Genomic DNA, 20181 nt, shown 5'->3' with positions numbered 1-20181 from the left:
ATTTCCATGGCCGCTGAAAAAGTCTGTGCAACGCCGTGCAGCAACTGCGATCGCAAGGGGCTGCCTATCTTGTTCACGCGATACGCAGTTGCTTACAGCGCTCAGAAGGCAAACATGGCGTTGCTCAAGCAACTGAGTCCCGCTGGGCAACTACAGGCCAAACCTGCTGGTGTTGCGATCGGAACGGCGGTTTATAACGTACGCTTGCTCCGTGCGGGCTATCTGTACGTTCACGTTGACCGAGGCCCTCTCATCTGCACCGACGATGAATGGAAGGGCTATGTGGTGCATCCACAAGGGTATCTGACCGAGTTCGATGTGTTTGTGCCCGGGAAAACGGCACCGAAGATCGCTTGTGCGCGCGACTCCAGGCAAGCGAACAACAGCATGGTGTGGATCCGAGATGCGAAGCGAGTGAAGAAGCTCTGGTATCTGTTTAGCCCAGATCCGATTGACTATGAGCATTTCAAAAACGTGATTTCTGCCAATCCTGCCGCGTACATGAAATCGTTCGATGTGGCAGGCTGGGCAAACGGCAACACGAGTCAGCCCGACACGACGCAACCAGGACTGCTCAATGGGCAAGTGGCCGAGTTTGCTGCGTTGGCGAACCCCAAGTTAATAGATGCGCTTGATCCTTTGCTGTATGGCTTGATGGGCAGTACGCCGCAGGAACGCGGCTGGGGCGATTACCAGGAGGAGGTTTCGACTCCGAAGATGACGCTGGACGGTTACGCTTCAGGTTTTGATGAAACAACTACGGTTATGCGGACTGGCCCGACTTATGAGAAGGCCCATGCAGCCCGTCTGAAGCAAATGGCTGCGTTCTTGCAGCAGAACCACGGTGCGGTAGTTGCGTGTGATGATGCGATGGGTATCACACAGGAGTTGGGCCACTTGCAAGGCGAGGCGCAGACCGTCTACACAGCATGGCAGGCGAGAAGCTCTCCAGGGTTTGATAGCAGTGTCAGCAATGAATGGGTGTACCAAACGGCCATAGGTGCACAAGGCTTGCGTGATCTTGTAAAGAAAGGAGCGATCCAAAAAGCTAGCGAGCATATTGATAATTGGAACAAGATGCGGCGCCCCGCAGGGGTGTTCTATGCAGACAAGGCGACACGCGCTAGGGAGGAGGCCATTCGCGAAGCGGCGATTGCCCGCAACCAGCAAGCCGAGCGAGATCGGGCAGCCGCAGCGGGCGATGCAGAGTTCAAAGAGTTGTTTGATTCGACTTCCGCTGCAACGATTATTGCGGCCCAAGGCAGTGAGTACAACAACGTGCAGGCGTTGCGCGAGAACCTGGGGCGCGACCAGGTTGCCTGGCTCGACTCGGCGTCGCTCAAGCAAGCGATTGCGCTATATAGCCCGAAAGACACGGCAGTCAACCAGCCGGGGGGCGGCGCGGCTCTGAGTTTGGAGTTAGCGCACTGCATGAGCGGAACGGAGTCCAACAAGGCGGGCAAGGCCTGGCTCGCGAAAGTAGATCTATGGGATGACAACGTGCTCGGCAAGACGCTGTCTTTCAATAATGTGCCTTATCGCCAGCAGATGAAGGGGCTGACGCAGGAATCGCCTCCTGCACAGGCTCTGCCAAATGCTGAACCAACGACAAGTCTTGCTGACGCTATCACGGACAAGTTGAAGCCATTTGCCGCCCGAGTTTCGCTGGGGGACAAGGCGCTGGGCTTTATGGAAGCTTTTCCGAATATCAGCGAGAGCGCCGCGCTGCGCAAGTTTGCTTGGCCGCTGCATATCGCGTCGCTCATGAGTGTGAAGATGATGAAGACTGTTCAAGGTCTTCCAGTCCCGCAGGTCGAGGCTAAGCTGACCAGGTATCTCGTATCGCTTGGTCTAACTACACTCGGCCGAACAGCGGCCCAGTACGCCGGGACGCTGTCTCAAGCAAACCGAGACCGACTGCGAAACGCCGAACGAGGCCTTTCCAATGCAGCAAACCGGGCTGATGCCTTCAAAGCGGCTCCGAATGCGCGCGCTGCCGCGCTGGCGGGTTTGTTGGATGTGAGTTTTGCGATCATCAAGGGCACCCAATTCCAGACGAAAATGGATGTCCGAACCGGGACGGAGTTGGTCGGCAATATTCTGCAAGGTATCGGAAGCTTGGCGGATTGGAGGGCTAAGGCTTATGAGGAGACCGTATTCAAGGGAATTGAAGGTCGCAACCTGTTCGCAACGCCTGGCATGCAGGCGACATTCGATGAGTTGCAAGCCCTTCAACTCAAGGGACTAAGGCTGACGGCGTTCAAATTCCTGCTGCCCGCTGCGCTCATCTCGGCATTTTTTGATGGGATTGATGCTTGGACGTCGGGGCAACGAGGAAACTATGCAGTGATGGCGGCTCAGATCGCAAGCGTGGCTGGTACGGTTTTCACCGTTGTAAGCACTGGCGTTGCCGTTTTTGCAATAGGAAACGCCTCGTTGCTGGCGGTAGCTGCTGTACTGGGTCTGATCGGCGCGGTTCTTACTGTCGTGGCGGTCATTGCAGTTCTGCTTCTCAAAGAGGACGACTGGATTACTTGGCTGCGCGACAACCCACTGAGCTTGAAGCGGAAGGGAAAAAAGCCAATACACAACAATCTAGGCGACACGCTTCAGAAGTTGGCGAACGCGCAGTCTGGAATTTAGGTGGGAAAAAATGTTTGTACGTGAAAACGCCTACGCGCGAAAAAAAAGTCGCTCCTCTGAGCAAGGTCGCAAGTACCTCAATGTTGACGGGCAGCGCCAATGGCGTGTTGACGAGCCCAGCGATGCGGAGGGCGTGAGCCTCCCGGGTAGATGCATTTTTGCGCAAAACGATGCGTACCTCGAAATATGCAATCCAGGATGGGATCTGCAGTGGCGAGCAGGCATTGGAAACTTTTTTGTCGTGATTCCAGCGTTGTTAATGATATGGTGGTGGTTTGGTTTCGCCATTTATCCATTGATATCGGATGGAGTTATTTTCTTTTTTGTGAAAACATCTTTAGGGGATGGAGACAAGGTTCTGTTGTGGATGGGGTGGCTTCTTTTCTTCCCATTGGCTATTGGATGCGGATTCTTGTTATACCTGTGGTTCTTCGTCGGCGGAATGCGCACTGCATTCTTCACGCTGGCGCGTGGAAGAATTCGATTTAATCGACTGAAAAGAAAGATATACGTATTGCGACCACGCTATTGCGGCGGCAATGTGGTGATCGACTGGGACAAGGTCGTCGCATTGCTGAAACCCGAGGGTGTTCGACGGGGGGATAAGGAGACTGTTCAGGCGATAGCGCTATATCGCCCTCCCTCTCACGGGGGCGGAAGTGATTCCGATGAGGACGCGATCTTTGTCGGGCCGACTTTGCCGTTCAGGGATCTGCAAGCGGCTGGCATGTGGGAATACATTCGTCGCTACATGGAGGAGGGCCCTACGGTCGACCAGATTCCGCCAAACGCGCCGTCGAACTACAAGCAGATTCCGCGTTATCTGCCGCAGGAATATACGACGTACTGCGGTAAGCCCAGTTGGCGTCAGTACATCTTGGAGCAGAAGCCTGGCTTCATGGAGGCGTCTTGCCACATGATGAGCCAGATGACATGTGCGTGGCCCCGGTTTCCTAAAGAATGGGGGAGTGATTCGGGCCTGGGCGAGCCAGAAGATCACCCGGTACAAACGGGCGCTGTAATGACCGCGATGGTGTATCGGGCGCAGGGTCGCTTGTCTGCAGAAGATAATCTCGAGTTCTTGCGGCGCTGGGGCACGCACGATGCATTGAACGAGGCATTGTCTAAAGCCGTTTAGCCGTATGCCTATGCACCTAGGATTCTGGAGGCGCGGTTGCGATGGCGGGCCACCGAAAAGCACCGTAGCTCCTTAGCGACAAGCCGCCTACGCATCCGAGCCCCCGACATGCGCCTCTGAACTGCGCATTCCAGCCGTGGACCTCGCAATGCAAGTGTCAAACAGCGGCATTCCACTGCCAGAGGTCCAATATTTCGACCTCTGACGGGCATGGCCGACGGTCTGAGCCCTGGCGTGGGAGCCTCAATGCTGCACGTTTCGTTGCACGAAGGCGGAAGGCCGCTCTCGGAGGTCCGATGGGCCGGTTGTTTTAGAGCGGAGTGTGGACCGTTGTGCCCCGACGGCCGTTCTTTGAGGCCGATGTTCCGCTGTCGTACTGCCAAAGAAAAGGGACTCCAGGGCAACGCAGCAGGCAAAGACAGCGGACTTCGGCGCTTCACATCGGAAATCCGGGGAGCGCTCTGCCTCAGGCAAGCTCAGGCAGAGCGGAGAACGATGATGAGTGGTCGAGATGACGGGAAATGCATCGAAGCTGCAGCCGCAGAGCCCCTACTGGTATGAAGACTTGCCCGGCCCAACCGTGCCGCTCAAGTCCAGCGACAAGAATGACCAACTAAACCTCGCCTTGACCTCAATTACGATGGGCCCGTCCACACATGAAGATTTAGAAACAATCCCCCCAACCGCCCCAAGCCTGCGTAGCATCTCCACCGTCCGCCCCGCGCGTCCGGACGTCACATTCACGCACGCTGATATGAACGCTCTGCTCCGCCTCGCCGCCGCTTGTGCTGGGGTCGCGTTGCTCGTCACGCCCGCCTTCGCCCAGGACGACACCCCGTTGCAGGTTTCGTACCGCCAGGTGCTGACCGAATATTTCAAGGACGCGCCGACCGCGTCAAAGAAATACGACGGTCGCCGCCTGGTTTTCAAGGGCCAGGTCTATCCGTTGTCCGACGACAGCCTGAACACGCTGGCCGTGACGGAAGACCTGAAGGTGGGCGCGCCGTTCCAGGACGATCAGCGTGACGCGCTCAAGGCGCTGTTTCCCGATCACAAGCTTGCGGCGTACAAGCCCAGCAAGGACATCACGCTGGACTGCTTGAACCGGCACTTCGTTGGCCTGACGCTGGCGCTGGCGGATTGCCGCGTCGGCAAGCCCTGATTTTCGTATTGCATTCCGGTTTCGTTTTCGATCATGGCCACTCTTCCGTTTGACCAATTGCTCGCTCCGCTGCCCGGGGCACAACCGTGCGGCGAAGACATGCTCTTCTCTGCAGAATTCGACAGCATCCAGGATGCGCGCCGGTTTGATGACCCGTCACTCGATCAAGGTGAGTGGGTCACGGAGATCAAGGAAGCGGATTGGCGCGCCGTCATCGCCGAAAGCACGTCGCTGCTGCAGAACCGCACGAAGGATCTGCGCCTGGCCGCATGGTTGGCCGAGGCGTTGTCGAAGGAGTGTGGCTTTGCCGGCCTGCGCGAGGGCTACGAATTGATCGCCGGATTGTGCGAGCAGTTCTGGGAGCACCTCTATCCGCTGCCGGAAGCCGACGATCCTGAAGCGCGCACGGGCAGCATGGCCTGGCTTGCCACGCGTTCGAGCCAGCTCATTCGCGAGGTGCCGCTGGTGGAGGCGGGCAAGGGCGGCTATAGCTTGATCGATTGGGAAGTCGCGACCAGCCTGGTCGAAGCCATCCGCCGCGATCCGGAACAGGCCGACGAGCTGTCGCGCGGAAAAATCACGCTGGAGCAGTTTGAATCCGCACGGCGCGCCACGCCGCCTGCCTTCTACAAGACGCTGCACGATGATGTGGTTGGCTGTGGCGCCGCGCTGTTGCGGTTGGAATCCGTTCTGGATGCACGGGCAGGGGACCACGCGCCGAGTTTCCGCCCCGCGCGCGAAGCCTTGCAAGCGGTGCGCGCGTTGGTGGAGCGCTTCGGTGGCAAGCCGGAGCCCAAGCCAACCGCCGTGGAAGCGAAGGGTGTTCCTCAACAGACGGCGCAGTCTGCCCCCGGCACCGTCATCGAGACGGTAGTTTCCGGCCCCATCCGCACGCGCGCCCAGGCGTTGAACCAGCTGCGCGATGTGGCTGAGTTCTTCCGCCAGACCGAGCCGCACAGCCCCGTTGCCTACCTCGCCGCACGTGCTGCAAAGTGGGGCGACATGCCGCTGCACGCCTGGCTGCGCACGGTGGTCAAGGACGATGCGACGCTGTCGCAGATCGAGGAGCTGCTGGGCCTGGGCGATCCGCCCTCGGAAAGCGCCAGCTGAGCCGGCTAACTGCTCGAACAACCACCGCAGCCGCTGGATCCGCAGCTACTCGAGCTGCAGCTGCTGGAGCCATTGCTGCTTGAGCTGCAGTTGCTCGACGTGTCGCCTCCGGAGCCGCCGGAACTGGCGCCGGCGGGTGGTCCCATCATCGATCGGTATCCGGCCCATGCTGTGTTGGCCAGCACGCTGGTGCCGCCAAACGCAGTCAACCACAGTAGATCGTGCGTCGACAAACCTGAACGTGGCCCCTGCTGGCCGCGCTGCCGATAAACATCGAGCGCCGCGTTGGCCCCCGCGGTGGGGCCGGCACGGCCCACGCCGATCAGCCGCGCCGTCACCCACCAGTAGACGATTCCAAACAGCGCCATCTCCATCAGCAGCCACATCACCGGGCGCCCTCGCGACAAGCCCACAGAGACCTTCATCACACCGAGCCACAGCGTCGCCAGCACAATGGCCCAGGCTGCGAGCGTCGTTCCGCGCATCGCGCCGCGGGTCCACATCCATCCCTCGCTGCGTAGCCGGTCTGTCATATCGGGTGCGTCGTCGACGAGCCGATCCCGGAAGTTCGGCCATGGCGAGCGCTGCTGCGTTTGCCGGGCGAGCCATGTCCATGCGTTGACGTCGCGCTCTGGGGGGCGGTCCTGGTTCGCGACCACGTAGGTGTCGCAGTCTCGTTTTTTCTTTGCTGGAGGGACGATGCGGATCGCTCCTGCATCCAGCAACGTCAAGGCCGCAACCTGCGCCATTCGCGTCGCATCGCCGGCGATCAGCGCGGCTTCGGCAGGTGTCAGCTGACGCGGTACGCTGCCACCCGCGGCCCCCCAGGGGTTCCGGCTGTAGGCAGCGCGATGCAGGCCCCGGATCAGCAGACACGCCATCACGCACACACTCAGATAGAACGCGAGAAAGCGTGGCCCTGAATAGCTCAGCACATGAACATCCGAGGCGACATTCGTGGTGATTGCGATGAGGCTGACGCCGATCACAAGCCATACGGATGGCATGAATGAGCGCGCTGTGGATGCGGGCGGCGGCATGACCGGATCCGGCGCATGCCGTGTGGGGACGATGGTTTCCGACGCCTGGGCAGCCTCGGGCTGCTCCGGCCGCGGCCAGACATCGGCCGGCGGCTCCTCGCCGAACGTGCGCCGATAGCTTTCCAGTGTTTGCGCGTAATGCTGCGCGTAGGCGTCGTCTTCGTCCGGCGCGCCAATCCCAGGCGCATGATGCAGCGGCGCGCGCAGTACTTCGCCGCAGAACACCGTCCAATACTCTTTCGAATATTGCAGATGGAGATGCCAGGCGGCATCGATGGATTCGGAAGGTGTGACGGGGTGCCCAGCAAAGACCGCCAGATACGCGAAGCGCTTGTATTCCTCGATGACGGTCAGCGTATATAAACGCGACCACCCTTCAGTCTCCGCCAGACGTTGGCTGTAAGGGACCGGCGCGTCAGGCGCATCGGGCGAGTATTGGCTCAGCCGAAGCAGGCAGGCCTGGCGATCTGCGTCGGTCGGCGCTGCCGGATCTTTCTGCGTCACTTGCTCGCCCGAAACTCGATCCGCCGATTCCGCGAGCGGCCTTCATCGGTGTTGTTGGCCGCCACGGGCTGATCCGGCCCCACGCCCATCGCGGTCAGCGTGCCTTGCTCGGCGCCCTTGGCGATCAGGTAGTTCTTGACCGTCTCGGCGCGCGCCTGGCTCAGGTTGAGGTTCAACGCGCGGCTGCCGGAGTTGTCGGTGTGGCCGACGATTTCGATCTTGCGGCCGTTCAGGCGCGGCAGCACGGCGGCCATTTCATCCAGAATCGCGCGGCCCTTGGGCGTGAGCGTGGCGCTACCGGTTTCGAACTCGATGATGCGGTTGGCCAGCGTCTGGTCCAGCAGCCCTTGCTCGGACACCGCCGCCACGCGCAGCCCGTTCTTGATCGTGTAGCTCTGGCCGAGCGCCGTCGCCATGTCGCTCGTCAGCTGTTGGCGTTGCGCCTCGTTGCCGACGTCGCCATGCAGGGAGACCTGCGTGCCGTCGATGTTGAGCTGCCCGCGGTTCACCTGCTTGATGGCCGGCGACAGGATCTTCTGCACATTGGCCGACCAGTTGGGCGGCGACACCACGTTGCCCACTTCGATCTGGTCGACCACGTTGGCGCTGCCGTACAACTCGCGCAGCTTGGCCAGCACGGTCGCCTTGGTGGCTTCGTCCGGCACCATGCCGCCGGCCACGACCTGGCCAGGCACAGGCGCGGCATCGCCCGCTGCGGCATGCGCGGGCAGGGCACTTGCCAGGCAGGCCAGCATGGCGGCGTTCGTCACCAGTGTTGCAGGCCGGAAGCCGCGCTTGATTGCATCCAGACCCATGTTCATTCTCCGATGAAGACTTCGCGGAAGGTATCGACCGCCACGCGCAGCGACAGCTGCGGTTGATCCAGGTAACTCACGAACTTGGCCAAGCCGTAATCTCCGCTGACGTGCTGGTCGACCCATTCCGGATCGTCGATGTTGATGTTCTGTTCGGCATACGCCAGTGGGGACATCACACTGTGCAACGTGCGTGACGAGGCGCCGTTGAAGCCGATGACCAACCGCTCGGCGCCATTGATATCGCCCAGGAACAGCGACAGTTCGAAGTCCGCCCGCTGCAGGAAGCGCGACACCAGCTCCAGCCAGAAACTCGCGACCAGGCTGCGATAGAGCGGGTCTGCCGGCAGCGGTAGCGTGAGCCCTTTCTCAAGCCGCGACGAGCCATTGGCCATCACAGGTTGGAGCAGCGTGCCGAGCGCGAGCAGGGTGCGGCGCAGACGGATGTTGTGGCCTTCCGAGCGCAGCATCTGCTCGAGGCCGGCAACGGTCTGGAAGTCGATGAAATCCGAAAAGCTCGCGTCGTGCGACTGCGTGCTGGTGCCGCCCGTGCCAGTCTCCACGCCGTGCTGCCCTTCGGCCAGCAGGCGCAGGCCTTCAGTGGCGTCGGTGGCGGTGCCGAGCGAGAGCATCTGCTGGCCGGCCCGCGTCCACAGGCGAGCGAGCGCAATCGGGCTGCGCGCGATGAAGTTGATCGGGCGCTCGACCTCCATGGCCGCTGCCGTCAGGAACGGAAAGCGGCGCGACGACAGATCGCTGCTGGCCATGAGCGTGCCCGCAATGGCGAGCTTGCTCTGCGAGCCGAGAAACGCAAACTGCACCGGCTTCCAACTGTCATAGGTCGACTTCCAGTCCGGGGCTTCGGCCAGCAATTCCATGCCTTGCGCCAGCCAGCGGTCCAGCGTGTCGAGCAGCTGGACGTTGTTGGCGCTCTTGACGAAGTCACCGCGAGACGGAAGCTTGCCGAAGTACGAAAGCTGCAACTGGGTCTGGCTCATTGCGCCGTCCCTCCTTGCTCTTCCGTGATGTTGTGGCGTGCGGCCTGTGTAGACGCGGCCGCTTGCGCGGCAGGCGCCGTGCCTGCGGGCGCTGCCGGAGCAGGCGGCGTCAGGGTGTTCTGCGGTGCCGATGCATCGGCAATCGACGTCGGCAGGCGCAAGCCGCGCAGGCCTTGGCCCTGCGGCGAATCCGATGCCGTCGTGCCACCGGCCTGCGGGCTGCTGATGATGCGCAGGCTGATCGATACGGTCAGGTTGTCCTTCGTCCAGGACAAATCGAATGCGCCGTCCGGACGACGCTTGCGTTGCGCCGTCGCAATCAGGCGCTCCAGGCCGAAGCGGCCGGGCTCGTTGAGCAGCTCCACCGTGCGGCCGTCAAACGTGGTGGCCGTCACGCGCGCACCCGGGGTGCCTTGCGGATTCGGCCACACGAAGTTGGCCCACTGCGGCGGCGTGTTGCGATAGCGCAGTTGCTGCCCGTCGATCTCGATCGTGTATTCGGTGGCGCCTTGCGACGGCACCGGCAGGATCTGGAACACCGTCTGCGGCGCTGCGGCTGCGGCACCGCCAGCACCACCGGCGGCGCCACCCGTGAGCGGCGCGATCCAGCGTGTGAAGCCCGTGGTGAACTCGGGCACAAACGCAATGCCCAGGTCGCCCCACGTGCGGGAGGCGATCATGTCGCCACGGCGCACCGACAGCGGACCGATCGTCGTGCTGGCGAACTTGGCGATTGCGCCGTCCGGGCCGAACACCTGGCCGATCTCAGCCGCGCTGGCCTCGATCTTGGCGTTGGGTGCAAACGGATACTTGTCTGCCAGCGTGGTGGCGAACGGCTGATACACCTGGGCGTTCCAGACCTTGTTCACTTCCGTCGTGGCCGGGCGGATCGCCACCGCGTACGACTGCAGCAGCGGACGCACCAGCAGCGGACGCAGCGTCGCGCGCTCGCTGTCGGTCATGCCGGTCAGCATCTGCTCATCCACGTACTTGAGCGTGTCGGCCAGTTCCGACCCGTTGCCGTCCAGTGTCTGCTGCATCAGCTGGCGCGCACCCGGCCCCGGGTCGCCCTGATTCTTGATCTGGTTGAAGCGCGTGCGCACCTTGGAGAGTGAATCCATGTAGCCGCGCAGCAGCGACTTGTCGTCGCGCATGACTACCACGCGTGCCAGCCCCGAAAATTCCTTGCCCACCGGGCCCATCGGAATAGCGCCGGCATCGGCATTGCCGCCCACGTCCAGGTTGACGTTCACCTGCGACGGCGTCTGGCGCGCAAACAGCTGCTTGAACCATCCCAGCACGCCGGACTTGGCCTGCTTCAGGCCGGCGTTGAACATCGACGGGTTGTCCCACGACGTCTGCTCGTATGCGGTGTCGAGCACCTTGCGGATCGGCGAGTTGGTTGGATCGCCCAGCAAGTTCATGCCGGTGACGGCCTGATCGAAGCTGGAGAAATCCTGGATCGCCACGCCTTGCATGAAGCGTTGCCATTCGCGCGCGTATTCGGTCTTGTACATCGTGACCAGCGCCTTCTGGATCTGCTCGGGGCTGCCTTCCAGCGTGAGGTCGTCGCGCGCGGCAACGTTCAGCACCCAGTCCTTGGTCTGCAGTTCCTTGTTGGCCGCTTCCTTGATGGCGGGCTGCACGTAGCCCAGCCACGCTTCCTTGGTGAACGTGCCGGGCACGGCGTAGCTGCCCGCAACCAGGCCGGCACCGGTATCGCCGACGATGCGTGCGACCGTCATCGGGGCGTAGCGCGTGGAGGCGCGGGCCTTGATCTCGGCGTACGCACGTTCGCGTGCGGGCATGCCGCGCACCACGCGGCGCAGGTTCTCACGCGTCTGGTCGACCAGCGAGAGGTTGCCTTCCAGCAGCGGCCAGTTGTCGTCGTTCACGCGGGCCAGGAAGAACGACAGGTTGCGCTCCGCCGAGCGGATCATCTGCTCGCGCGGCATGTTGCGCCGGTTGTCTTCCAGCCAGCCGCGCCAGAATCGCGTGATCTGATCGGTCAAGTGCGCGACTTCCACGTGGCGCTTGTCCGACAGCATCAGGTAGGTCTTGAGCGCGTTGTAGCCGTCTTCCACGTTGGTGGGGGAGGCGTCGGTGTAGCGCTTGGCACCGGTCGATGCCGTGGCCTGGTTTGGCGCGGCAGGCGCGTTGGCCGCGGCACCCGAGGCACCCGAAGCACCGCCCACGGTGGCGGTGGCCGTCGTCACGGACGTGGTCATCACAGCGCCGGTTTCCGGCGGGCGCACCATCGGTGCTAACTGATCCGGATGCGCGTTGACTTCTGCCAGGAAGGTTTCGATCGCGCCCCCCACGGGCTTGAGCATGACCTGACGCAGGCCGTTGTAGTACTCGTCGAGCAGCTTGTGCTGCAGCGTGTCGCCCTGGTACAGGCCGAGCGACAGCGCCAGCGGGTGGTCGTTGCGATACCGGTCGAGCTGCTCGATCCGGTCTTGCAGGATGTCGAGTGCCTCCAGGCGAGCCTGGAGGTCTACCCGGTTCTGCTGCATCTTCACGATCTTGTCGAGGTCGGCCTGCACGTTGGCAGTGAGGGTGCGATTGCCCATGTACGACCACGTCCAACCGCCGAGCATCACACCCAGCGCGAGCACCAGCGCAAAGAAGGTGGCGATGCGCAGGCGCGTCTTGGCGGGGCTGGCGAATTGCCGCACCGTCTGCTTGTCGGCAAAGATCACCTTCGAGAACAGGTCGCGAAGGAAGAAGCCGTTCTTGGAGAACACCTCGCGCGGGCGTGCGGCACCGTCCATCGACAGGCCAAAGCGGCGCGCAATGCGCTCGGCCGACACGCTATTGGTGGCACCTTCCTGCAGCGCGCTGGTGAAGTAGAAGCCGCGGAACACCGGCTTGTACTGGAACGGGTTCTCATCGAACAGCGTCATCAGGAACGCGCGCAGCGTCGGCTTGATCGACGCAAACTCCAGCGGGAAGCTCAGCAGCCCCGGCGAGAGCTTGTTGTTCCGGTGCAGCGCAATTTGCGCAACGCTGATCTCCTTCAGCCCGTCGCACAGCTCGTCAAAGCGCTGGTCGAACACGGCCGCCACGTCGGGCTTTGAATCCGGCTCGAAGGGCAGAGTGGCGCCCCAAACGCGGTCACGCTCCTGCTTCTCGCTGTCTCCAAAGAATTCGGTAAAGCCGGTGATCAGGTCGGCCTTCGTGAACATCACGTACACCGGCGCAAACACTTCCAGGCGTTCCGTCAGTTCCTGAACGCGCTGGCGCAGGTTCTTGGCCAGGTTGATGGCGAATTCGGGGCGGTTTTGCGTGAGTTCCGACACGCTCACCGTCACGACGATGCCGTTGATGGGCGCCTTGGGGCGATAGCGCTTGAGCAGGTCCAGAAAGCCGAGCCACTCGCGGCGGTCTTCTTCGTGCACCGAATAACGGCCGGCCGTGTCGAGCAGGATGCCTTCGGTGGTGAAGAACCAGTCGCAGTTACGCGTGCCGCCGATGCCCTGGATGACCGCGCCGCCCTTGTCGGCAAACGGAAACTGCAGGCCGGAATTGAGCACGGCCGTGCTTTTGCCCGCCGCCGGGTTGCCGATCACGATGTACCAGGGCAGCTCGTACAGCGCCGCGCTGCCCGACATCTGCCCGAGCTTGGAGCGTTTGATGGTCTTGACGGCTTCTGCCAAGCGCACGCGCAGGGCTTCCACTTCTTCGCGCTTGTCTGGTGTGGCGGTCTTGTCGGCGGTGGCCTGTTCCAGCACGCCTTCGAGCTTGTTGCTGGCCTGACGCGCACGCCAGCGCTTCCACAGATACGTCAGCAGCCACAAGGCGAGCAGCACACCCAGCGCGATGCCGACCCAGACCAGGCCAACCTCGAAGGTCTGCGCCATCAGCAGCAGGAAGATGGTCAGCACGATCACGCCAAGAATGGATAGCGTGCGTGAGTTGGTCAGGAAGTTCAGGAAGCGTTGCATGTTGCCTTCGGCTCGGGAACAGACGGAATCGGAATCAAACTCGAAATCTGGAACAAGGTCAGGTCAGGCTGGGCACCACCGCAATGGCGCCGCGCTGCTGGATGTCGTTGGCGGTAATCGCCAGCACCGGCTTGCCGGTCTGCTGGCTCAACTGGTGCGCCACCACCACCGACAGCAGCGGCCCCGCAGCGCCCACATAGCCGCAGGGCGTGCCGACGGGCAGCAGATCTGCGGCAAGGTCCAGCGCGGGGAAACGTTCGGAAAACACGCGAGCCACCTCGACGGTGCGTACGGGATGCATGCCGGTGTCTGAAACGACGCCGGCAACGGTGATGGGTTCGGCAGGCGAATCGCCCTCCGCGGTTTCGGCCTTCTCGGCGGGTGCCGCGTCCTGCTTGGCCTTGACCGGTGCGGCGGCCAAGGTGTCGAGTACGTGGCCCACGGCGTCGCCCAGCGCCTGCAATTGCGGCTGACCGCGATCGGGCGTTGGCGATTCCAGCCGCGCCACGCCGGCGCGCGTGATCGTGAACGCCTCCGTTGCCGCGGCGTCGCCGTCCAGCGCGGGTGGCAGCAGGCTCTGCGCCATCGCCGGCGCGCACAGCAGCACGCCCGCAGCGGCTTCGCCCGGCACGCGGCCATGCTGCCGATTGGCTTCGAACAACTGCTCGTGCTGCATCAGTTGTTCGACCGCGCTGGGGCCCACCAGCGAATCCGCCACCACCACCATGCGCAGCACGCGCTCGTCGCTGGCGCGGTTGACGCTTTGCGTGGCGCGATCGAGCAACAGCAGCGCATCGGCATCGCCCTTCGCGGTGATGGGCTCCAGCGTCAAACGGTCTGCCGGCCAGATCAACGCGATGCGCCGGCGCAGCCAGCCATCAGCGGCGGCTTGATGCTGCGGCGTCCACTCGCGGGGGAGCAGTGCGGTGATGATCAGGCGCGTGGTTTCCGGCTCGGTCGTTTCCGGGGCGTGCGCAACGGCGTGTGCCGCGAGTTCTTCGGCCACCTGGCCCGCCAGCGAAAGGGCGCGCAGGCGTTCATCCAGCCAGTCGACATCGGGATGTTGCTCAGCCAGTTCGGCACGCAGGTCTTCGATGTCGATGCCTTCCACTTGCGCGGCAAAGATCGGCTGGCCGAAGCCTTGCACATCGGTCAACCCGGGTTGCGTATTGGCTTGCACGGCCTCGACCACTGAAGCGGCATCGCCGCCGGCCGGCGCACGCAGGGCGCTGGCGAGCAGCACGGCGCGCCATTGGCGCGTGGCGTCTTGCGGGTCGGCGGTTTTGGCGTCGGTGCCTGTTGCGGCCGGGGTGGCCGCCGCCAGCTCGCGGCCCGCGACCACATTGGAGCGGATGCCGTCCAGCGCACGCTTGATGACCCAATAGCCGACGATCATGCCGACCGGCAGCAACAGCAGGTAGGTCAGGATGTCGGCGGTGGTGGGCATGCGGTTGGCGGACTGCCACCACACGATGACGGCAATCCACACCACCACGAAGACAGCCAGCAGCGTCAGCCCGGACCGGAAGAGTCTTGCAACCATGTCGTGCCCGTTCAGATGCTGCCGGTGTTGCCCTGGCTGGACAGGAGCGTGGCGCCGCAGGCGGTTTTGTCGCCGTGGCGCGCCGCCTGCTTGCCGTCGATGATGACGTTCGGGTCGCCCGTCAAGATCACGGTCGTGCCGCCGTGGCCCCTCTTCGGGCACGTCACCTTGTCGCCCACGCAGGCGATGCCCTTGCCGCCGGTGCTGGTGTTGCCCGACGCGGTGATCACCACGCCGCCGTGGTCCGTCTTGTCACCCAGCAGGATGAAGGGCCGTGTCATTGCATGCTCCCCATGTGTCCTATCGTCATTGCCTTGGTGCGGGCTGTTTGCCGAGCACGCCCTTGCGGCGCAGTTCGACGTGGCCCAGGTCCATCATCTTCCAGCGGCCGCCCCACACGAGGCCGACCGACTCAGCCGTCTGCCCGTACAGTTCGTAGCCGCGCATCGCCCACGGGTCTTTCTCGCTGATGACCAGCTTGCCGTCGCGGAAGAACGCGTTATCCGCCGCCAAGCCGTACTGGTGATAGCTCTGGAACGCCGTGGCCTGCGTGACATTGCTGCCCATCGCCGCCAGCTTCACTTGCCGCTCGGGGCTTCGGTAGCCTTCGAGCAGCGCCATTTCGTAACCGTGTTCGTCGCGCATGATCTTGTAGACCAGCAGCAGACGCTGACGGAAATCCGCATCGAGCAGGTTCCAGTCGCGGCTCGCATCGCGGATGGCCGGGCGGATCTGCTCGACTTCACGCGTGGTGAACACCTCGGGCGGCAAGGGCGGCGGCGGGATCAGCCGTTCGCCATTGAGCAGCGCCGAGATGTGCGGATCCGGCTCGCGCACCTGGTCATCATCGAACTCGAACGACTGCTGCTCACGCAGCGCCAGCGCCAGCATGGGTGGCACCGACAGCACACCCAGCGCACCGAGCAACAGCATCCGCCGCCGTACCACGAACTGCTTGAACGCCGATACGCCCGACGTTGCGTTGTCTACCGACTCGCGCAACGACCCTGCGGAGCGCGCGCCCACCACCGCCGCCCCTGTGCTCACGCGCTGCCACTGCGCACGCAGCAACGCCGCGCAGCGCTGCCGTACCGACGGCAGCAGCAGCACGGCAGCCACCACCACCATGGCAACGAAGTAGAGAACAAGAGCGAGAAAAACCATACTCACCTGCGGAGCGTGCGCGCCTACGTCAATTCATCCAGATTTATATCTGTATTTACAACGCTAAATTATTAATAAACGGTAATAATCCAGCGCCCGCTACACATAAATATTAAGGAACGATAAAGAAAATACTGCAATCTGCGCCAATCATTTGTCTTTCGGCAAGGCCAGACTTAGAATCAGCAGCCACCACCGGAATCGGCGCTTGTTTGTAATCCATACGTTCGCCGCGCATTCTATTTCAATTCTGGACCCGTGATGAGTAATAACGGCGATTTGAAACAAGAAGGGCCCCCAACGCTCTTCAATTCTGAATCCGAGACCGATGAGGCCGGGCATACGCGCATCCTGGCGAGCCTGGAGGGCCGCGTTGCGGCCAACGGCAAGGCACCGAAAAAGTCGGGGCGGCGCTACGGCGTTGCGGCGGCAGTTGTCGTACTGGCCGCCGGTGTCGGGGCCTGGATCATGCTGAACCCAAGCGGCGAACCTGCGCCCGCACAGGTGGCTGAGCAAGCTGCGCCAGCGGCCGCTCAACCGGCCGCAGCCACGCAAGCGGCGGCTGCGGAGGCTACTCAGACGGCCGCTGCGGCGCCTGTTGCCTCCGCGAGCGAACCCGTGGCGGAAGTGCAGGCAGCCACCATCGTCAATGTTCCGGCGGGCGAAGACCACGCCACCGAGAAGAGCGTCAAGGCGCCGGTTGCAAGCGTGCCCGCCAAGGAAGCGCATGCCGAGGCGCCGGCCACGCACACCCTGGCGGCAAGGTCCTCAGGCACCCCGGCCAATACCGACGAAGGCAAGACGGCAACCGCCAAGCTGGTCGCCAAATCGACGAATACACCATTTAAGGCGTTGCAGCAGCCAACAAAGCCCAAGGCGCAATCCACTGCCAAAACCGCCAAGAACCGAAAAGGCACTTTGGCGCCCGATGATCCTGATGCCGATCTGCTGGCCGCATTGCTTGCGCCACAGAATGCTGCCAATAAGGCCGCCAATTCACCCACTTACAAAGGGCAATAGCCGCCCGGCTATCCGGTTGGTCGTTTTTACAATCGGGTAATTGAGCGGAGGCAAGTGCGATGCTCGACATTGCGCTGCCTCGTAAATGCCCGCGCGGGTCTCACGAAAATCGTCCGTGATACGCCACGCGTTGCAGCACCGGACAGCGAATGGACGCCACGACCCTTCTTCAGAACCTCTTCGCACCCACGCGCCGCCTCTATACGCTCGAAGGCGAAGGGCCGCTTGCGGACCTTGCGGTGGAAGCCTGGCTCGGTCGCGAGGCGCTGTCCGAGCTGTTTGAGTGGCGCGTGGTGGCCGTGAGCGCCAATGCGCGCATCGCACTGAAATCATTGCTGGGCCAGCGGGTCACGCTGGTCACGACGCTGGCCGATGGCACGCAGACCAAGCGCTCGGGCTTGATTCGCCTGGCCGAGAAGCTCGGCGCGGACGGCAGCCTCACGCGCTATCGCTTGACGGTGGTGCCGTGGTTCTGGCTGACCACGCAGCAGCGCCACAGCCAGGTGTTCCAGAACCGGCCGCTCGCGGACATCATTGAGCAGATGCTGTCGCCGTACGAGCCGTACGCCTCGTGGCGCTACGCGGCCGGTGCCGAAGCACGCATGAGCGATTTCGGTACACGCGCGCACATCGCCCAGTTTCGCGAGACCGACTACCACTTCGTCACGCGCCTGCTGGCCGAAGCGGGGCTCGGCTTCACCACGGTGGAAGACGACCAGGCGCACGGCGGCCACACGCTGGTGATTTTTGCCGACAGCACGCAGCTGCCGGAAGATGCGGAGTCCGCATCGGCGGGCGGTATCCGTTTCCACCGCGCACACAGCCTGGAAGAGCGCGACGCCATCCAGCAACTCGCCTGCCACAGCCGCACAACGGTAGGCGGCGTCGCGGTGGCCGCGTGGGACCCGGAAGGCAAGCAGAACGCTCGAGCCCATGCGCCTGCCCGCTTCGCCACCAGCGCGGGCAGCCCGGATGCGTATCTGTCGATCAGCCCATCGCTTGCACCGGATTCCGCCAATGCCCAGCGCATTGCCGAGCAGGTCATGGAAAGCCTGGAGGCTCGCGCGCTGCTGTTTTCCGGGCGTGGCACGGTCCGCACGTTGCGCAGCGGCACACGCCTCCAGGTGGTGGATTGCCCGCACCTGCCGCAGGACGTGGAAGGCGCCTATCCGTTGTTGATGGATCTGGTCGAGCACTGCGGCATCAACAACCTGACCGTCGATACGCACAATGCGCTCAGCCAGCGTTTGGGCGGGCTCGACGCCGCGCTGGAATTCGATACGCCGCCCAGCGCGCCGGAATCCGGCCCGGGCGTTTTTGGTTTCCAGGAAGCAGAAGGCCCCGTCGAGCGCAACACGCCGACCGACGATCTGCTCAAGGCCGCACGGACGCACGGCTACGCTGGCCTGTTCCGCGCGAGCGACGCACGCCGGCCCTGGCGCCCCGCCGTGACAGAACCGGACTGCGGCCGGCTGTACGCCGCCCCCACCGCGCAAGGCGTGCACAGCGCCATCGTGGTCGGCCCGGACGGCCAGACCCAAGCCGGCGGAGACGGCGAGCACCATGCCAGCCCCGCAGGTGAAATCCGCGTGCGCTTTCCGTGGCAACAAGGCGAGCGCGCGGATGACCGCAGCAGCCGCTGGGTGCGTGTTGCGCAGCGGCAGGCCGGTTCCGGTATGGGCTGGCAATGGCTGCCGCGCATTGGGCAGGAAGTGCTCGTCAAGTTCAGCGAAGACGACATCGACCAGCCCATCGTGGTCGGCTCGCTGTACAACGGCCAGGGCGAGGCAGGCATCGCGCCAACGCCGGGCGGGCAGGGCGCATCCGACCAAAGCGACAGCACGGCCCTCTACAAGCAAGGCAGCGACAGCGCCGCGAGTGCGCAAGGCAACCTGGCTGGCGGCCACAGCCCCGCCTGGCATGGCATGGGCACCGAGGCCGAAGGCCACCGCAACGCGGCTGCTCACACAGGCTTCAAGAGCGCGGAACACGGCGGCAGCGGTTACAACCAACTCGTCTTTGACGACAGCGATGGACAGCTGCGCACGCAGCTCGCCACCACGCAGCAATTCAGCCAGCTCAACCTCGGCCATCTCGTCCATCAGCAAGACAACCGGCGCGGCAGTTTCCGCGGCCAGGGCTTCGAGTTGCGCACCGATGGCCACGCCGCCGTGCGCGGCCAAGCCGGTCTGCTGCTGACCACCTACCGCGACGCCAGCAGCGGCAAAGCCGTGCCCACCGGCGACAACGCTGCCGGCATTGCGCTGATCAAGCAAGCCAAGGAATTGACGTCATCGCTCGGCCAAGGCGCGGTCACGCATCAGACCGCCGCGCTCGACACCGCCAAGAACGACGACGCTCCGCTGGCCAGGCAAGCCAAGGCGGTGGCCGGCATGGTCGACGGCAAGGCGCTCGACGCCGCCAAGCAAGACGCCAGCGCCGGCAACACTGTCACGCAAGGCAAGGTGCCGCATCAGAGCGAGGCCATTGCCCACCTGGCGGGCCGCGCGGGCCTCGTCATGGTGGCGGGGCAAGACCTGCAGCTCGCCAACGGCGAAAGCATCGCGCTGGGCAGCGGCCAAGACACCAACCTCGCCATCGGCAAACAGGCGCGCATGCATGCCGGCCAGGCGATTGGCGTGGCTGCCGGTTTGTCGAAGGCGGGTGATAACAACATCGGCCTGCAGCTCACCGCAGGGCAAGACAACATCGACGTGCAAGCCCAGCACGACGTGCTCAAGCTGATGGCCAAGCAGGACCTGAAGCTGGTGTCGGCCAATATGAATGTGGATTTTGCCGCCGCCAAGCGCATCCGCATCGCCACGGCGGGCGGGGCGTCGATCACGCTGGAAGGTGGGAATATCACCGTGGAGTGTGCTGGGGCGATTACGTATAAGGCGGCGCAGCGGACGTTTCAGAGGCCGACTCGCACAGATCGAGACTTGCCGTTGTTTCCGCAGACGCCGCTTTCGACCAAAAAGCGCTATCCGTTCTCTGTTTGAATCGAGTTTTGCAAGATGCTTATTAGTCCGCCATTTCTTCCGCCGAGAGCCGCCGACCAGACTGAAGACCAATGGCTTGAAGCAGCAATGCCCGG

The 20181-nt window shown here is 63.2% G+C and carries 13 protein-coding genes; 6 read left to right on the top strand and 7 right to left on the bottom strand.

The genetic code is table 11. The annotated features are described in order from the left end of the window. Window positions 1-6: 6 nt before the first annotated feature. The 4 genes from RP6297_RS21770 (at window position 7) to tssA (ending at window position 6053) form a co-directional block, all read left to right on the top strand. Entirely contained in the window at window positions 7-2643 is a 2637-nt protein-coding gene (locus tag RP6297_RS21770) for a T6SS effector BTH_I2691 family protein (RefSeq protein ID WP_009241808.1), read from the top strand. A 10-nt stretch (window positions 2644-2653) separates the two neighbouring features. Next, window positions 2654-3781, top strand: a complete 1128-nt coding sequence (locus tag RP6297_RS21765) for a DUF6708 domain-containing protein (protein ID WP_009241807.1) — start codon at window positions 2654-2656, stop codon at window positions 3779-3781. 754 nt (window positions 3782-4535) lie between these two features. After that, window positions 4536-4943: a hypothetical protein gene (locus tag RP6297_RS21760; protein WP_171924799.1), complete on the top strand. Its 408-nt coding sequence runs from the start codon at window positions 4536-4538 to the stop codon at window positions 4941-4943. Window positions 4944-4976: 33 nt separating this feature from the next. Continuing rightward, window positions 4977-6053 (top strand): type VI secretion system protein TssA, encoded by a 1077-nt coding sequence (gene tssA / locus RP6297_RS21755; RefSeq protein WP_009241805.1) that lies wholly within the window; start codon window positions 4977-4979, stop codon window positions 6051-6053. A 5-nt stretch (window positions 6054-6058) separates the two neighbouring features. Here the strand turns inward: tssA and RP6297_RS21750 are convergent, their stop codons facing one another. From RP6297_RS21750 to RP6297_RS21720, 7 genes are read right to left on the bottom strand one after another with little or no spacing between them, the layout of a single operon-like run. Next, the gene (locus RP6297_RS21750; RefSeq protein ID WP_009241804.1) at window positions 6059-7597 is read right to left on the bottom strand and encodes a TIGR04222 domain-containing membrane protein; all 1539 of its coding nucleotides are present in this window, start codon (window positions 7595-7597) and stop codon (window positions 6059-6061) included. Further along, window positions 7594-8412 (bottom strand): OmpA family protein, encoded by an 819-nt coding sequence (locus RP6297_RS21745; protein ID WP_009241803.1) that lies wholly within the window; start codon window positions 8410-8412, stop codon window positions 7594-7596. Before RP6297_RS21745 ends, RP6297_RS21750 begins: the two co-directional genes overlap by 4 nt. Before the next feature lie 2 nt (window positions 8413-8414). Next, window positions 8415-9410: a type VI secretion system-associated protein TagF gene (gene tagF / locus RP6297_RS21740; protein WP_009241802.1), complete on the bottom strand. Its 996-nt coding sequence runs from the start codon at window positions 9408-9410 to the stop codon at window positions 8415-8417. Continuing rightward, on the bottom strand, window positions 9407-13357 hold the full coding sequence (gene tssM, locus RP6297_RS21735) for a type VI secretion system membrane subunit TssM (protein ID WP_009241801.1): 3951 nt from the start codon (window positions 13355-13357) through the stop codon (window positions 9407-9409). The genes tagF and tssM overlap by 4 nt, the downstream gene beginning before the upstream one ends. Window positions 13358-13415: 58 nt before the next feature. Then, window positions 13416-14900: a hypothetical protein gene (locus RP6297_RS21730; RefSeq protein WP_037028687.1), complete on the bottom strand. Its 1485-nt coding sequence runs from the start codon at window positions 14898-14900 to the stop codon at window positions 13416-13418. Between the two features lie 11 nt (window positions 14901-14911). Beyond that, window positions 14912-15181: a PAAR domain-containing protein gene (locus RP6297_RS21725; RefSeq protein WP_009241799.1), complete on the bottom strand. Its 270-nt coding sequence runs from the start codon at window positions 15179-15181 to the stop codon at window positions 14912-14914. Window positions 15182-15206: 25 nt separating this feature from the next. Next, on the bottom strand, window positions 15207-16064 hold the full coding sequence (locus tag RP6297_RS21720) for a M15 family metallopeptidase (RefSeq protein ID WP_009241798.1): 858 nt from the start codon (window positions 16062-16064) through the stop codon (window positions 15207-15209). A 261-nt stretch (window positions 16065-16325) separates the two neighbouring features. Here RP6297_RS21720 and RP6297_RS21715 point away from each other — a divergent pair, with 261 nt between their 5' ends. Both RP6297_RS21715 and RP6297_RS21710 read left to right on the top strand, forming a co-directional pair. Then, window positions 16326-17084: a hypothetical protein gene (locus tag RP6297_RS21715; protein ID WP_009241797.1), complete on the top strand. Its 759-nt coding sequence runs from the start codon at window positions 16326-16328 to the stop codon at window positions 17082-17084. Between the two features lie 149 nt (window positions 17085-17233). Next, window positions 17234-20086 (top strand): type VI secretion system Vgr family protein, encoded by a 2853-nt coding sequence (locus RP6297_RS21710; RefSeq protein ID WP_009241796.1) that lies wholly within the window; start codon window positions 17234-17236, stop codon window positions 20084-20086. The last annotated feature ends 95 nt before the right edge of the window (window positions 20087-20181 follow it).

This window comes from Ralstonia pickettii, from assembly GCF_016466415.2.
Taxonomy (GTDB): domain Bacteria; phylum Pseudomonadota; class Gammaproteobacteria; order Burkholderiales; family Burkholderiaceae; genus Ralstonia; species Ralstonia pickettii.
Note: the sequence above shows the minus strand (reverse complement) of the source record. Positions and strands in the feature narration are given on the sequence as shown.

Bases quoted from the DNA above. Each gene is read 5' to 3' on its own strand.
- RP6297_RS21770 (WP_009241808.1), top strand. From the start codon at position 7: ATGGCCGCTGAAAAAGTCTGTGCAACGCCGTGCAGCAACTGCGATCGC.
- RP6297_RS21765 (WP_009241807.1), top strand. From the start codon at position 2,654: ATGTTTGTACGTGAAAACGCCTACGCGCGAAAAAAAAGTCGCTCCTCT.
- RP6297_RS21760 (WP_171924799.1), top strand. From the start codon at position 4,536: ATGAACGCTCTGCTCCGCCTCGCCGCCGCTTGTGCTGGGGTCGCGTTG.
- tssA (WP_009241805.1), top strand. From the start codon at position 4,977: ATGGCCACTCTTCCGTTTGACCAATTGCTCGCTCCGCTGCCCGGGGCA.
- RP6297_RS21745 (WP_009241803.1), bottom strand. From the start codon at position 8,412: ATGGGTCTGGATGCAATCAAGCGCGGCTTCCGGCCTGCAACACTGGTG.
- tagF (WP_009241802.1), bottom strand. From the start codon at position 9,410: ATGAGCCAGACCCAGTTGCAGCTTTCGTACTTCGGCAAGCTTCCGTCT.
- tssM (WP_009241801.1), bottom strand. From the start codon at position 13,357: ATGCAACGCTTCCTGAACTTCCTGACCAACTCACGCACGCTATCCATT.
- RP6297_RS21730 (WP_037028687.1), bottom strand. From the start codon at position 14,900: ATGGTTGCAAGACTCTTCCGGTCCGGGCTGACGCTGCTGGCTGTCTTC.
- RP6297_RS21725 (WP_009241799.1), bottom strand. From the start codon at position 15,181: ATGACACGGCCCTTCATCCTGCTGGGTGACAAGACGGACCACGGCGGC.
- RP6297_RS21720 (WP_009241798.1), bottom strand. From the start codon at position 16,064: ATGGTTTTTCTCGCTCTTGTTCTCTACTTCGTTGCCATGGTGGTGGTG.
- RP6297_RS21715 (WP_009241797.1), top strand. From the start codon at position 16,326: ATGAGTAATAACGGCGATTTGAAACAAGAAGGGCCCCCAACGCTCTTC.
- RP6297_RS21710 (WP_009241796.1), top strand. From the start codon at position 17,234: ATGGACGCCACGACCCTTCTTCAGAACCTCTTCGCACCCACGCGCCGC.